Annotated in this window: 11 protein-coding genes; 6 read left to right on the top strand and 5 right to left on the bottom strand. The window is 73.2% G+C overall.

The window, feature by feature from the left end:
• The first annotated feature begins 93 nt into the window (after window positions 1-93).
• Entirely contained in the window at window positions 94-3,078 is a 2,985-nt protein-coding gene (locus ACFY2L_RS28610) for a BTAD domain-containing putative transcriptional regulator (protein ID WP_390660351.1), read from the top strand.
• Between the two features lie 202 nt (window positions 3,079-3,280).
• Complete coding sequence (locus tag ACFY2L_RS28615; protein WP_390823835.1) at window positions 3,281-3,487, top strand: hypothetical protein; 207 nt, start codon at window positions 3,281-3,283, stop codon at window positions 3,485-3,487.
• An 89-nt stretch (window positions 3,488-3,576) separates the two neighbouring features.
• On the opposite strand, the gene ACFY2L_RS28620 is transcribed toward ACFY2L_RS28615, so the two are convergent.
• Window positions 3,577-5,166, bottom strand: a complete 1,590-nt coding sequence (locus ACFY2L_RS28620; protein WP_390823836.1) for a FadD3 family acyl-CoA ligase — start codon at window positions 5,164-5,166, stop codon at window positions 3,577-3,579.
• A gap of 92 nt (window positions 5,167-5,258) precedes the next feature.
• Between ACFY2L_RS28620 and ACFY2L_RS28625 the strand changes: the two genes are divergently transcribed.
• The 3 genes from ACFY2L_RS28625 to ACFY2L_RS28635 are packed head-to-tail and all read left to right on the top strand — an operon-like array spanning window position 5,259 to window position 7,606.
• A complete protein-coding gene (locus tag ACFY2L_RS28625; RefSeq protein WP_390823837.1) occupies window positions 5,259-6,416 on the top strand; it encodes a lipid-transfer protein in 1,158 nt (385 codons plus the stop codon).
• Window positions 6,417-6,419: 3 nt separating this feature from the next.
• Window positions 6,420-6,836, top strand: a complete 417-nt coding sequence (locus ACFY2L_RS28630) for a Zn-ribbon domain-containing OB-fold protein (protein ID WP_390660355.1) — start codon at window positions 6,420-6,422, stop codon at window positions 6,834-6,836.
• Window positions 6,833-7,606 carry an enoyl-CoA hydratase/isomerase family protein gene (locus ACFY2L_RS28635; RefSeq protein ID WP_390823838.1) on the top strand — a complete coding sequence of 258 codons (774 nt, stop codon included), beginning with the start codon at window positions 6,833-6,835 and terminating at the stop codon, window positions 7,604-7,606. The genes ACFY2L_RS28630 and ACFY2L_RS28635 overlap by 4 nt, the downstream gene beginning before the upstream one ends.
• Before the next feature lie 477 nt (window positions 7,607-8,083).
• Here ACFY2L_RS28635 and ACFY2L_RS28640 read toward each other — a convergent pair whose 3' ends face one another.
• From ACFY2L_RS28640 to ACFY2L_RS28650, 3 genes are all read right to left on the bottom strand, one after another.
• Window positions 8,084-8,620 carry a hypothetical protein gene (locus ACFY2L_RS28640; RefSeq protein ID WP_390823839.1) on the bottom strand — a complete coding sequence of 179 codons (537 nt, stop codon included), beginning with the start codon at window positions 8,618-8,620 and terminating at the stop codon, window positions 8,084-8,086.
• 193 nt (window positions 8,621-8,813) lie between these two features.
• On the bottom strand, window positions 8,814-11,180 hold the full coding sequence (locus ACFY2L_RS28645) for a PQQ-binding-like beta-propeller repeat protein (RefSeq protein WP_390660358.1): 2,367 nt from the start codon (window positions 11,178-11,180) through the stop codon (window positions 8,814-8,816).
• A 215-nt stretch (window positions 11,181-11,395) separates the two neighbouring features.
• Complete coding sequence (locus ACFY2L_RS28650; RefSeq protein ID WP_390660359.1) at window positions 11,396-12,142, bottom strand: VOC family protein; 747 nt, start codon at window positions 12,140-12,142, stop codon at window positions 11,396-11,398.
• Window positions 12,143-12,275: 133 nt separating this feature from the next.
• On the opposite strand from ACFY2L_RS28650, the gene ACFY2L_RS28655 reads away from it, so the two are divergent.
• A complete protein-coding gene (locus ACFY2L_RS28655) occupies window positions 12,276-12,911 on the top strand; it encodes a TetR family transcriptional regulator (RefSeq protein ID WP_390660615.1) in 636 nt (211 codons plus the stop codon).
• 88 nt (window positions 12,912-12,999) lie between these two features.
• Here ACFY2L_RS28655 and ACFY2L_RS28660 read toward each other — a convergent pair whose 3' ends face one another.
• Complete coding sequence (locus ACFY2L_RS28660) at window positions 13,000-13,452, bottom strand: Lrp/AsnC family transcriptional regulator (RefSeq protein ID WP_390660360.1); 453 nt, start codon at window positions 13,450-13,452, stop codon at window positions 13,000-13,002.
• Window positions 13,453-13,481 lie beyond the last annotated feature (29 nt).

Raw genomic sequence — 13,481 nt, forward strand, 5'->3', positions numbered from 1 at the left:
TGTGAGGGATGTGTGCACGCCCGTGCAGGCTGACGGTCACGGCACGGACAGGGCAAACTGAGCGGGTCATTCGGATGCCTAAGGGGAGCCCTGATGGACGACCGTGGAGAACACGGCGGCCCGCGCGTGCCGGAGCAGAGGCGCCCCGGTTCCTCGGGGGAGCCGGCGGCACTGCGCTTCGACGTGCTCGGCCCGGTGCGGGCCCGGCGCGGCGAGGAACAGCTGAACACCGGGTCCCCCCAGCAACGCGCCCTGCTGGCCGCCCTGCTGCTGCGCGAGGGCCGCACGGCGACGGCCGGTGAGCTGATCGACGCGCTGTGGGGCGAGGAGCCTCCCTCGCAGGCGCTGGCGGCGGTGCGGACGTACGCCTCGCGGCTGCGGAAGGTGCTGGACCCGGGCGTACTGGTCAGCGAGTCCGGCGGGTACGCCGTACGGGGGCTGGGCGAGGGCGCCCTGGATCTCGCCGTGGCGCAGGAGTGCGCGGCGGAGGCGGAGAAGGCGCGCAGCGCCGGGGACCTGACCCGGGCCCGCGAGGTGCTGAACCGCGCGCTGGGCCTGTGGGACGGGGAGGCGCTCGCGGGGGTGCCCGGGCCGTACGCGGAGGCGCAGCGGGTCCGGCTGGAGGAGTGGCGGCTCGGACTGCTGGAGTCCCGGCTGGACATGGACCTGGAGCAGGGCTGCCACGCCGAGGCGGTCTCGGAGCTGACGGCGCTCACGGCCGCGTACCCGCTGCGGGAGCGGCTGCGTGAACTGCTGATGCTGGCGCTGTACCGCAGCGGGCGGCAGGCCGAGGCGCTGGCCGTGTACGCGGACACGCGGCGGCTGCTGGCGGAGGAGCTGGGGGTGGACCCGCGGCCGGGGCTGCGGGAACTGCAGCGCCGTATCCTCCAGGCCGACCCGGAACTGGCCGAACCCTCCGCACCGGCGGCGGAACCGGCGGTGGTGCGGGTGCGGCCCGCGCAACTCCCGGCGACGGTGCCGGACTTCACCGGGCGGGCGGCCTTCGTGAAGGAGCTCGGGGAGGTGCTGGCGGAAGCCGGAGGCGGCGGCGCCGGCGGGGTCATGGCGGTGTCGGCCCTCGCGGGGATCGGCGGCGTGGGCAAGACGACCCTCGCCGTGCACGTGGCGCACCAGGCCCGCCCGGCCTTCCCCGACGGGCAGTTGTACGTGGACCTGCAGGGGGCCGGGGCGAGGGCCGCGGAGCCGGAGACCGTCCTGGGCGCCTTCCTGCGCGCCCTCGGCACCGCCGAGTCGGCGATCCCGGACTCCCTGGAGGAACGGGCGGCGCTGTACCGCTCGGTCCTGGACGGACGCCGGGTGCTGGTCCTGCTGGACAACGCGCGGGACGCCGCCCAGGTACGGCCGCTGCTGCCGGGCGCGGAGGGCTGCGCGGCGCTGGTCACCTCGCGGGTGCGGATGGTGGACCTGGCCGGGGCGCACCTGGTCGACCTGGACGTGATGTCGCCCGACGAGGCGCTCGCCCTGTTCACCCGGATCGTGGGCGAGGAGCGGGTGGCCTCGGAGCGGGAGGCCGCGCTGGACGTGGTGGCGGCGTGCGGCTTCCTGCCGCTGGCGATCCGCATCGCGGCGTCCCGGCTGGCGGCCCGCCGCACCTGGACGGTGTCCGTCCTGGCGGCGAAACTCGCCGACGAGCGACGCCGGCTGGACGAGCTCCAGGCCGGCGACCTGGCGGTGAAGGCCACCTTCGAGCTGGGGTACGGCGCGCTGGAGCCGTCCCAGGCCCGCGCGTTCCGCCTCCTCGGCCTGGCGGACGGCCCGGACATCTCCCTGGCGGCGGCCGCGGCGGTCCTGGACCTGCCGCCGGAGGACACCGAGGACCTCCTGGAGTCCCTGGTCGACACGTCCCTGCTGGAGTCGGCGGCGCCGGGCCGCTACCGCTTCCACGACCTGGTCCGCCTCTACGCCCGCGCCTGCGCCGAACGCGACGAACAGCCCCCCAGCGAGCGGGAGGCGGCGACGTCCCGCCTGCTGGACTTCTATCTGGCGACGGCGGCGGGGGTGTACGCGATCGAGCGGCCCGGGGAGCGGGTGCTGGACCACCTGAGCCGGAGCAGCTACCCGGGTCTGGCCTTCACCGACCGGGGCCGGGCGCTGGACTGGCTGTTCACGGAGGCGAGCGGGCTGCTGGCGGCCGTGCAGCAGGCCGGCACGGCGGGCATGCTGCGGCGCGCGGCCGATCTGCTCGTGGCGGCCGTCGACCTCGGCGAGTCGGGGATCAGCTCACGCCAGTACGTGCTGGCCGCGACCGCGGTGGTCGCGGCCGCGCAGCGGACGGGCGACCCCTACGCCGAGGGCCGCGCCCGCCTGATGCACAGCCACATCCTGGGGGTCTCGGGACAGTTCGGCGAGTCCGACCGGGAGGCGGGGGAGGCGCTGAAGCTGGGCCGCGCCGCCGAGGACCCCGTCGTCCGCGCCCAGGCGCCGAACCAGCAGGGCATCATCGCGCTCTACAACGGGCGGCACGACGAGGCGGAGCAGCACCTCACCGAGGCGCTCGCCGCCTTCCGCGCCGACCGGAACACCCCGGGCGAGGCCAGCGCCCTGTGCAACCTGTCCCGGGTCCACCTGGCCACCGGCCGCACCGAGAGCGCCGTCACCCTGGCCCGGCAGGGCGTCACCATCTACGAGCGCGACGACACCGGCATGGCCCTGCGCCTCGCCAACGGGAAGTACGCGCTGGGACTGGCGCTGACGAGCGCCGGAGAGACCGCGCTGGCGCTGGAGACGCTCACCGACGCCCTCGGCATGTTCCAGGACGCGCGGCAGCAGCTGTGGCACGGCATGACCCTCTTCCGGCTCGCCGAGCTGCATCTCACCGACCACAGCCCGGCCCGCGCGGCGGCCTGCGCCGAACAGGCCCTCGCCGTCCTGCACGGCATCGGCGGCGACTGGCGCCGCGCCAACGTCCTCACGGCCCTCGGCCGCGGTCTGCACGGCATCGGTCAGACCGACCGGGCGAAGGTGTGCTGGCAGGAGGCGCTCTCGGTGTTCGAGGCGTCGAGGTCCCCGGAGGCGGCCACCGTACGCGGGCTGCTGGCCTCGACGCCGGTCGGGTGAGGGGGCGTTCATCATTCGTTTATCGCCGCCCGGCATTCTCAGTTGCGCCGGACCGTCGCGTCGGGGGGCAGACGGCTCGGTGCGAAGGCCGCGCCATTAAGGTGAACGGCCTCACGAGACCGCCCGGCAATCCACGGGGGAGCTGCCGGGCGGTCTCGCAGCCAACGATGCCCTTACGTTTCACGCTTCTAGGAGTCACCTCATGGCCGACAACACCGGCACCGTCAAGCCTGCCGACTTCCACGCGACCAGCGAGAAGGCCGAAGCCCCGGCGATCATCACGGAGTCCAAGCCGGCCACGGACGCGGCCGCCGCGGAGGACTCGGAGATCACCACCAAGGACTTCCACGCCACCACCGAGCCCCTGAACACGCCGTCCGACTTCCACGCGACGGGCGAGACGGTCTGACGAGAGCCACCTTCACGGGGATCGGCCGCGGCGGCGCGGAGGGGGAGCCGTCGCGGCCGTGGCGTGTGTGTGGGGGGGCGGCCCTCGGGTCAGCCCCTACCGCGCAGTTCCCCCTTCACCACCTTCCCGCTCGCGTTCCGCGGGAGTTCCGTGACGAAGGCCACCGATCTCGGGACCTTGTAGTTCGCCATCTCGCGTCGTGCCCAGGCGATCAGGTCGTCGCCGGTGAGGACGGCTCCGGGGCGCCGGACCACGTACGCCTTGCCCACCTCTCCCAGCCGCGCGTCCGGGACGCCGATGACGGCCACGTCGGTGACGTCCGGGTGGAGGCCCAGGAGTTGCTCTATCTCCGCCGGGTACGCGTTGAAGCCGCCGACGATGTACATGTCCTTCAGGCGGTCGGTGACGCGCAGGTTCCCCGCCCGGTCCAGGACGCCGATGTCGCCCGTGCGCAGCCAGCCGTCGGGGGTGAGGACCTCCGCCGTCGCCGCCTCGTCCTCGTAGTAGCCGCGCATGACGTTGAAGCCGCGGACCAGGATCTCGCCCGGCTGCCCGGGAGGCGCAGCCACCCGCACCTCGGTGCCGGGGATCGCGCGTCCCGAGGTGGAGGCGATGACCGTGGGGTCGTCGCCCCGGCGGCACATCGTGACGACACCGCTCGCCTCCGAGAGGCCGTACGCCGTCAGGACCGTCTCCACGCCCAGTTCGCCCCGCAGGCGTTCGACGAGCCGCAGCGGCACCACCGCCGCGCCCGTCACCACCAGCCGCAGGGCGGACAGGTCGTAGGCGGCCCGTGAGGCGTGGTCCAGCAGGGACTGGTGCAGCGTGGGCGGGCCCGGGAGCACCGACACCCGTTCCGACGCCACGTTCGCCAGGACCGTGTCCACGTTGAACACCGGCTGGGGGATCATCGTCGCGCCCCGCATCAGACAGGCGATCACGCCCGCCTTGTAGCCGAAGGTGTGGAAGAAGGGGTTGACGATCAGATAGCGGTCGCCCTCCCGCAGACCCGCCAGGTCCGACCACACCTCGTACGCCCGCAGCGTCTGCGCGTGCGTGATGACCGCGCCCTTGGGACGGCCGGTCGTGCCGGAGGTGAAGACGATGTCCGAGGGCCATTCCCCGCGGATCGCCGACGCCCGCTCCCGTACCTCCCGCGCCCCGGTCCCCTCGCCGCTCGCGAGGAAGTCCTTCCAGGTCCGGAAGTCCGCCGGGGCGTCGTCCGACAGGACCACGGCCTGCTCCAGCGCCGGCAGCCCCGGCAGCGGGCCCCGCCCGTGCGCGGGCCCCTCCCCGGCAGCCCGCCGCAGCGACGCCACGTACGAGGTGCCCAGGAACGTCCCCGTCACGAACAGCAGCCGCGCCCCGCTGCGGCGCAGCACGTCCGCCGCCTCGGTGCCCTTGAAACGGGTGTTGAGCGGGACCAGGACGGCGCCCGCCGTCACCGCGCCCAGTGCGGCGACCATCCAGTCGAGGGAGTTCGGGGCCCAGACGGCCACCCGGTCGCCCGCCCGCACCCCGTTCGCCAGGCATGCCGCCGCGGCACGCTCCACCCGGGCGCCGAGTTCGCCGTACGAGATGCGCGTACGGCCCTCCACCACCGCCTCGGTGTCCGCGTACCGCTCGGCCGCCCGGCTCACCAGCCGGGGGATCGTCCCCCACTCCACGTCACCGCGCACGCCCGGCCTCCCCACTAGCTGACTGTCCGTCAGATTAGCGGTAACCTGACGGCCTGTCAGCCGCGTTGTCCGCCTGTGGAGGTGCGTGCAGCATGCCCGGAGCGACCGGCCTCAAGGACGCCACCGCCGTCGTCGGCATCGGTCAGACCCCGTTCGCCAAGCACCTCCCCGAGGACGAACGGACCCTCGCCTGCCGGGCCGTCCTCGCCGCGCTCGACGACGCCGGGATCTCCCCCGGCGAGGTCGACGCGCTCGCCTCGTACACCATGGAGGAGACGGACGAGGTCGAGCTCGCGAAGGCCGTCGGCTTCGGGGATCTGACCTTCTTCAGCAAGGTCGGATTCGGCGGCGGCGGTTCGTGCGCCACGGTCGCCCACCTGGCCGCCGCGATCGCCGCCGGGCAGGCGACCGTGGGGGTCGCCTGGCGGTCGCGGAAGCGGGGCAGCGGCCCCCGGCCCTGGACCAACACCGCCGTCCAGCTGCCCACCCCGGCCCAGTGGACCCGCCCCTTCGGCCTGCTCCGGCCCGTCGACGAGATAGCCATGCTGGCCCGCCGCTACCTCCACGAGTACGGCGCGACCCGCGACCACCTGTTCAACGTGGCCCTCGCCTGCCGCAACCGGGCCAACCAGAACCCGGCGGCGATCATGTACGAGCGCCCCCTCACCCGCGAGATGTACATGACCTCCCGCTGGATCAGCGAACCCCTCTGCCTCTACGACAACTGCCTGGAGACGGACGGGGCGCTGGCCTGCGTGGTGGTGAGCCGGGAGCGGGCGCGAGACTGCCGGCAGCGGCCCGTCTACGTCCACTCCGCCGCCCAGGGACTGCCCGCCCAGCACCACGGCATGGTCAACTACTGGAACGACGACCCCCTCACCGGCCCCGCCTGGTCGGCCGCCCGGCACCTGTGGAAGCACGCCGACTTCACCCCCTCCGACGTCGACGTGGCCCAGATCTACGACGCGTTCACGCCCCTCGTCCCGCTCTCCCTGGAGGGGTACGGGTTCTGCGGGCGGGGTGAGGGGGGCGCCTTCACCGAGGGAGGCGCCCTGGAGATCGGCGGGCGGCTGCCCCTCAACACCGGCGGGGGCGGGCTCAGCGAGGCCTACGTCCATGGATTCAACCTCATCAACGAAGGCGTCAAGCAGCTCCGCGGGACCAGCACCGCCCAGGTCCCGGGCGCCGCCACCTGCCTGGTCACCGCCGGCGAAGGCGTCCCCACCTCCGCCCTGCTGCTGAGGAGCTGACCCGTGCTGAACCCCGTCACCGACTCCGACGGAGCCCCTTTCTGGCAGTACGCCGCCCAGGGCGAGCTGCGTGTCCAGGCCTGCGCCGACTGCGCCGAACCCCGCTTCCCGCCCCGCCCCTGCTGCCCGCACTGCCAGTCCTTCGCGAGCGAGTGGCGGCCGGTGTCCGGACGGGGCCGGATCTGGTCGTACGTCGTCCCGCACCCGCCGCTCCTGCCCGACTACGCGGCGCAGGCCCCGTACAACGTGATCGTCGTCGAACTCGCGGAGGCGCCCCGGATCCGGCTCGTCGGGAACCTCGTCAGCCGTCCCGGCGCGCGGCTCGACTCGTTCCCCGCCGAACGGATCCGCATCGGCGCCCGGGTGCAGGCCGTCTTCGACGAACGCGGGCTTCCGCAGTGGGTCCTGGAGCGGCCGTGAGCGTGCGTCTGGACGTCGACAAGGACACCGGCGTCGCCGTCGTCACCCTCGACCGGCCGGAGAAGCTCAACGCCATCGACCTCGACACCGCCCGGCAACTCGGGGAGGCGTGGCGGGGGTTGCGGTACGACGACGGCGTGCGGGCGGTGGTGCTCACCGGGGCGGGGACGCGGGCGTTCAGCACCGGCATCGACCGGGACGCGGTCGTCCCGCAGCCCGGCTCCCCCTACATGCAGGACGATCCCCTCCTCACCATCGGGCCCAAGGCGAACGACCTGTGGAAGCCGGTCGTCGCCGCGGTGGAGGGGATGGCCTGCGGGGGCGCCTTCTATCTGCTCGGGGAGTGCGAGTTCGTCGTGGCGGGCGCGGACGCCGTGTTCTTCGACCCGCACACCACCTACGGCATGGTCAGCGCCTACGAGTCGGTGCTGATGGCGCAGCGGATGCCGTACGGGGAGGCCGCGCGGATGATGCTGATGGGCACCGCCGAACGGATCTCCGCCCGACGGGCCCACGACATCGGCCTGGTCTCCGAACTCACCGACACCGGAGCGGCGTTGGCGGCCGCCGTCGCCTGCGCCGCCGTCGTAGCCGGCTACCCGCCGGCCGGCGTCCAGGGCACCGTACGGGCCCTGTGGTCGGCGACGGAGACGGCACGCACGGCGGGCTTCGCCCAGGCGCCGCACCTCATCGCCCTGGGCAACCTGCCGGGCGAACGGCAGGCGGAGCTGTTCGCGGGACGGTCGACGTCGCGGCCCCGGATTCGCTGAGCGGCTGTACCGAGACCAGCAGGGCGGCGTGATCCATCACCCGGTCGACGCTCGACCTGGATCATCTCCGCCATGGCTTCGTCGAACGTGGCCCCGTCGGCGGCCGGCGGGGGGCCGGGCAGAAATACGGACCGGCCGTTCGCTTAGGGGGTGTTGTGAAAGTCCAGTGCGGTGCCCGCGGTGTCCGGTGCGTGCCCTCGGCGTGCCGGACGAAGGCCCTCTTAGCGGAGCTACTTGGGCCTTTGGCCGGTGCGGCGAGGGTGCGTGCCGGGCGCCGCGGGTGCTGTGCGGGACTTTCACAACACCCCCTAGGCGACCACCTCCGCCTTCGACGGCCGGACCAGCGACAGATGGTGTCGCAGCCGCTCCACGTCCACGACCGCCGAGCGTCCGGAGTCACGGTGCACGGTCGCCACGCGCCCCTCGTCGGCCGCGTCGAGGAGGCCATTCAGGTGTGCGCGCGCCTGGACGCCTGGGTCAGTCGACGGCCGGCGCGTACGGGTCGACCCGGCAGTGGTCGAACCGGGAGAACAGCGAGGTGTCGTCCACCTTCACCGGTACGCGCGTCGAGCCGTCCGCCGAGACGTACGCCGTCATGGGCTTGCGGTAGACCACGTCCGCCTGGTCGTTCAGGAACTCGACCTCGAAGGAGAAGGTGGCGTCGACGGCGTTCGGGTTGTCGACCCGGACCGTCGCGTACGGTGTCTTTTTCGTCGCACAGCTCAGCAGGACCGTCGTGGCGTCCTGGACCTCCGCCGGCTGCGTGCTCCCGGAGGAGCCGCCCGAGACGCTGGTGTCGTCGTCGTAGTCGTCGTCGTGGTACCGCGACCCGCCGGAACCACCGCTCGACGAGGACCCGTCGTGGTCCTGGCCGGAGCTGCTGCACCCGCCGCCGCCCCCGCCTTCACCGCTGCCGTGGCCGCGGCTCCTCCCCGTGGAGAAACCGGTCAGTGCCAGTACGACCAGCACCGCCACCGCCGCGAACCTGAGCCTTCCGTGCCCCCGTGGATTCATGCCGCCAGACTAGACAACGGCTGTCACGGTCATGTCACTGCCTGGCGACCGGACGACACGGGGCGTAGCGTCTGCCGTGAGAGCGGCGAACGGGCCGCTCCCCGCAGCGACGGCCGCCGTCTGGCCCCTTCCGTGCAGCCCCGTACGACGGCCGTCCCGGACCCGGGCCTCCCGGGCGCCCGCCGGGACCGGCTCACGCCGTGCGTGCCGTCCCGGTCCCCTTCTCCGCGTCCAGCGCGTACACACAGCGGTCCTTGCTGCACGCGTACACCACGCCGTCCCGTACCACCGGGGAGCCGGTGATCTCGCCGCCGGTGGCCAGCTTCCAGCGCAGCCGCCCGTCGTCGGCCTTGAGGGTGTAGAGCAGGTGGTCCGTGGAGCCGAAGTGGATACGGCCCTCCGCGACCGCCGGGGCGCCCACGATGTCGCCGCCCGCCTGGAAGCGCCACTTGGGCGTGCCGGTGACGGCGTCCAGGGTGTAGAGGCCCTTGCCGCTGCCCACGTGGACGTGCCCGGCGGCGACCAGCACCGGCTCGACGGACGCCCGGGACTCCGTCGCGATGCGCCAGCGGTCACGGCCGTCGGCGGCGTCGAGGGCGTAGACCGTGCCGAGGTAGTCGGCGAGGTACACGCCACCGCCGGTGACGGCCGGGCCGGGGACGAAGGCCGGCGGGGACAGGAACACCGCCGGGGCCTCGAAGTGCCAGCGCACCATGCCGCTCGCCACGTCGACGGCGATGACGCGGGTGCCGGCCGAGAGGTAGGCGTAGCCGTCGGGGGCGGGCGTGACCCGGACCGGGACGCCGCCGCAGGAGGCCGCGTCGCCGATGGGGTACGACCAGCGCTCCTCGCCCGTGCGGGCGTCCAGGGCTCTGAGCCGGGCGTCCTGCCAGACGAAGACCGTGCCGTCGTGCAGGGCGGGGCCCGCCTCGGGGGACTCGAAGTCGGTCTGGCAGCCGGTGATCTCCCACAGCTTCTGCCCGTTGGAGGCCTCCCAGGCCTGGACGCCGCCGCCGCGCGTGGCGGTGACGACGGTGCCCCGGTCGGCCTTGAGGGAGTACACCCAGGCGTCCGTCTGGAGCCGCCACAGGTCCTGGCCCTCACGGGCCTCCAGGGCGAACAGGGTGGGGCCGTCGGAGGCGTGCACACGGCCGTCCGCGACCGCCATCGACCAGGCCACGTCCCGGGTCTTGAAGCGGCGCCGTCCGGTCGCCACATCGAGCGCGTGCACCTCGAAGGAGGTGACGTAGACGAGGTCGCCGGAGACGGCCGGGGTGCCCCACACGTCGTTCGACATGCGGAACCGCCAGGGACGCCAGCCCGCCGGGGTGGTCTCCGGGGGCGCGGGCTGCGTGGCCGCGAGGCCGGTGTCGGCGCCGTTGACGCCGGGGCGCACCCGGGTCCAGTTGGCGACCAGGCCGGGCTCGGGCAGCGGGGCCTTCACGGCGGCGGTGGCGCGCACGTCGGCGACGCGCGGGCCGGGCCCGATCGGCACGGCCGCGCCCGGCAGCCGGACCGGGCCGGTGTCGGGGGCGCCGACCACGGCGGGCACCGGCCCCGGGACGACGGGGTCGTGGGACGGCGGGGGCGGCACCGGCAGCGGCGGGGCCACGGCACCCCGGCCGGCGCTGCGCGGGCCCGCCGGGGCCGGCTTGGGCGCCGGACGGCCGCCGCGGCGGGTCTCGATGAGCGTGACCGCCTTCTCGGGCAGCCAGGCCGACGCCGTACCGCTGTCGTCGGAGCCGGAGCCGAAGAGGTGGGGGGCGAGCTGGGCCTGGAGGTCGGCCGGGTTGGGGCGGGCCGTGGCCTCCATCTGCATACAGGACTCGATGAGCGGGCGCAGCTCGTCGGGCAGGCCCTCCAGGTCCGGGCCCTCGCGCAGGAGCATGAAGACCGTCTCGACCGGGTTGGCGCCGTGGAAGGGCGGATGACCGGTGGCGGCGAAGACGAGCATCGAGCCGAGCGAGAAGACGTCGCTGGCGCCGGTGACGCTGCGGGAGTCCTTCGCCTGCTCCGGGGACATGTAGGCCGGAGTGCCGACGGCCACGTTCGTCATCGTCAAACGCGTGTTCGAGACACCGGACGCGATGCCGAAGTCGATCACCCGGGGGCCGTCCTCCACGACGAGGACGTTCGACGGCTTGAGGTCACGATGGACGAGCCCGGCGCCGTGGATGGACTGGAGCGCCTCCGCGACGCCCGCCGCCAGCCAGCGCACGGCCTGGGCCGGCAGCGGCCCGCACTCGTTCACTATCTCCTCGAGCGAGGGCGCCGGCACGTACGCGGTGGCCAGCCACGGCACGGCGGCGCGCGGGTCGGCGTCGACGACCGCGGCCGTGTAGAAACCGGACACCGCGCGGGCCGCCTCCACCTCGCGCGTGAACCGCACGCGGAAGAGCTGGTCCTCGGCCAGTTCGGTCCGGACCGTCTTGATCGCCACGCGCCGGCCCGACGCCGAGCGTGCCAGATAGACCAGCCCCATGCCGCCGGCACCCAGCCGTCCCAGCACCTCGAACGGCCCGATCCGCCGCGGATCGTGCTGCGTCAGCTGATCCACCACTTGCCTGCCACCTCCCCGTACGGGCCACGTCTCCCACTATGTGTACGCGACCGAAGTGCAGCGTCTCACCACCGCACCGCCATGGCGGCACGCACCCCAGATTCTTCCTGGCCGAGCGGCCGGTTGCGAACCCGGGGGCAATCGGGGTGTCTCATCTCATATACGGACGAAACTGCACGTCGGACGGTACTTCAGCAGGTACTCAAGTACGTGGTTCAACGCTGGAGCAGCGCGAACGACGCCCCCTGATTGTCCGTGACGACGGCCACCGTGCCGTACGAGGCGGAGAACGGGCCCGCCTGGACCCGGCCGCCGAGCCGTCCCACCGTGCCGAGCGCCGCCTCGCAGTCCTCGACGCCGAAGTGGACCAGGAAGTGCGGCGGCATCACCTCCGGGAAGACGTCGGCGACGGGCGCGCGGCCGAAGTCGGGTTCCGCGCCGGGGCCGAAGAGGGCGTCGTGGAAGAGGTGGCCGTAGAAGGTGTTGGCGGCCTCGGTGTCGCGGGCGTACAGCTGCGCCCAGGCGAAGGCGCCGGGGAGGTGCCGGACGCCGAAGCCGGAGTGGCTGCCCGGCTGCCAGAGGCCGAAGACGGCGCCCTCGGTGTCGGCGGCGAGGGCCGCCGTGCCCAGGCCGTCGACCGGGAAGGGGGGCATCACCAGCTGCCCGCCGGCCGACAGGATCCGCCGGGCGGTGGCCTCGGCGTCGGGGGTGGAGAAGTAGACCGTCCACACGGTGGGCATCCGGCCGTCCGTCTTGTGGGCGAGCGCGGCGACGGGCGCCCCGCCCAGCCGGGCCCACACGGAGGCGCCGTACGCCTGCTCGAAGGTCCATCCGAAGAGCTCGCCGTAGAACCGTCTGCCCGCGTCCACGTCGGGAAGCTGCGCGTCCACCCAGCACGGGACGCCCTCGGGGACGCCCCGGGCGCCACCCTCCGTGTTCACCGATGCCCTGTTTTCGGCCATGCAGCCAAACTAACGGCGGTTCACGCAACGCGCAGACCAGCACACCCTCCCCGGGACCTCCCCGCACCCCATTTGCAGTCGGCCGAATCGCGCTCCGATCACCCCTCGGTAAGCTGACGACATGACAGGACAAGTGCGTACCGTCGACGGCCGCGTTGCCGGTCGGCGCGGGCAGGCGACGCGGCAGAAGCTGCTGGACTGCCTCAGCGAGATGCTCAGCTCCTCTCCGTACCGGGACGTCAAGGTCATCGACGTGGCCCGGAAGGCGGGCACTTCGCCCGCGACCTTCTACCAGTACTTCCCGGACGTCGAGGGCGCCGTCCTGGAGATCGCCGAGCAAATGGCCGCCGAGGGAGCCGGGTTGACCGAGCTGCTGGAGGGCCGCTCGTGGGTCGGCAAGGCCGGCTGGCAGACGGCGCAGGAACTCGTCGACGGGTTCCTGGACTTCTGGAAGAAGAACGACGCGATCCTCCGCGTCGTCGACCTCGGCGCGGCCGAGGGCGACAAGCGCTTCTACAAACTCCGTATGAAGATCCTCAACTCGGTGAACAACTCCCTGGCGGACGCCGTCGCCGAGTTGCAGGCCAAGGGCAGGGTCGACAAGGACGTGAACCCGGCCGCGGTCGCCGGTTCGCTGGTCGCGATGCTCGCGGCGGTCGCCTCGCACCAGAAGGGCTTCCAGTCGTGGGGTGTCAAGCAGGCTGAACTCAAGCCGAACCTGGCGCTGTTGGTGCATCTGGGCATCACCGGCAAGAAGCCGACGAAGTAGCCCCCGCGCACCCCACGCGCACCTTTTTCCACGGTCAAGTCCTGTCTGGCAGGCGGTGGTTCACTCAGGTGAGCCACCGCCTGCCGCTCTATGCGGGCAGCGGCCGGTCCTTCACCACGTGCTTCATCACCAGCGTCGAGGTCAGCCGCTGCACACCCGGGAGGGTGGCGAGGCGCTCGTCGTACAGCCGCTGGAAGGCGGCGAGATCGGCGGTGGCCACCCGCAGCAGGTAGTCCGGCTCCCCGAAGAGCCGCTGGGCGTCCAGCACGTGCTCCACCTCGCCCACCGCCCGCTCGAACTCGGCGACCGTGTCCCGGTCCTCCTGCCGCATCGAGACGAAGACCAGCGCCTCGAAGGTCAGCCCGACGGCCGCCGGCTCCACCACCGCCCGGTATCCGCTGATCGCCCCGGACCGCTCCAGTTCCCGCAGCCGCCGGTGGCAGGGCGAGACGCTCAGGCGCACCCGCGCGGCCAGCTCGGTCACGGTCAGCCGCCCGTCCTGCTGCAACTCGGCAAGGATTTTCCGGTCCACGTCGTCCATGGGGAAAATCTTCCCCCGAACCCTCTGGT

It is taken from the genome of Streptomyces sp. NPDC001381 (assembly GCF_042895685.1).
GTDB lineage: Bacteria > Actinomycetota > Actinomycetes > Streptomycetales > Streptomycetaceae > Streptomyces.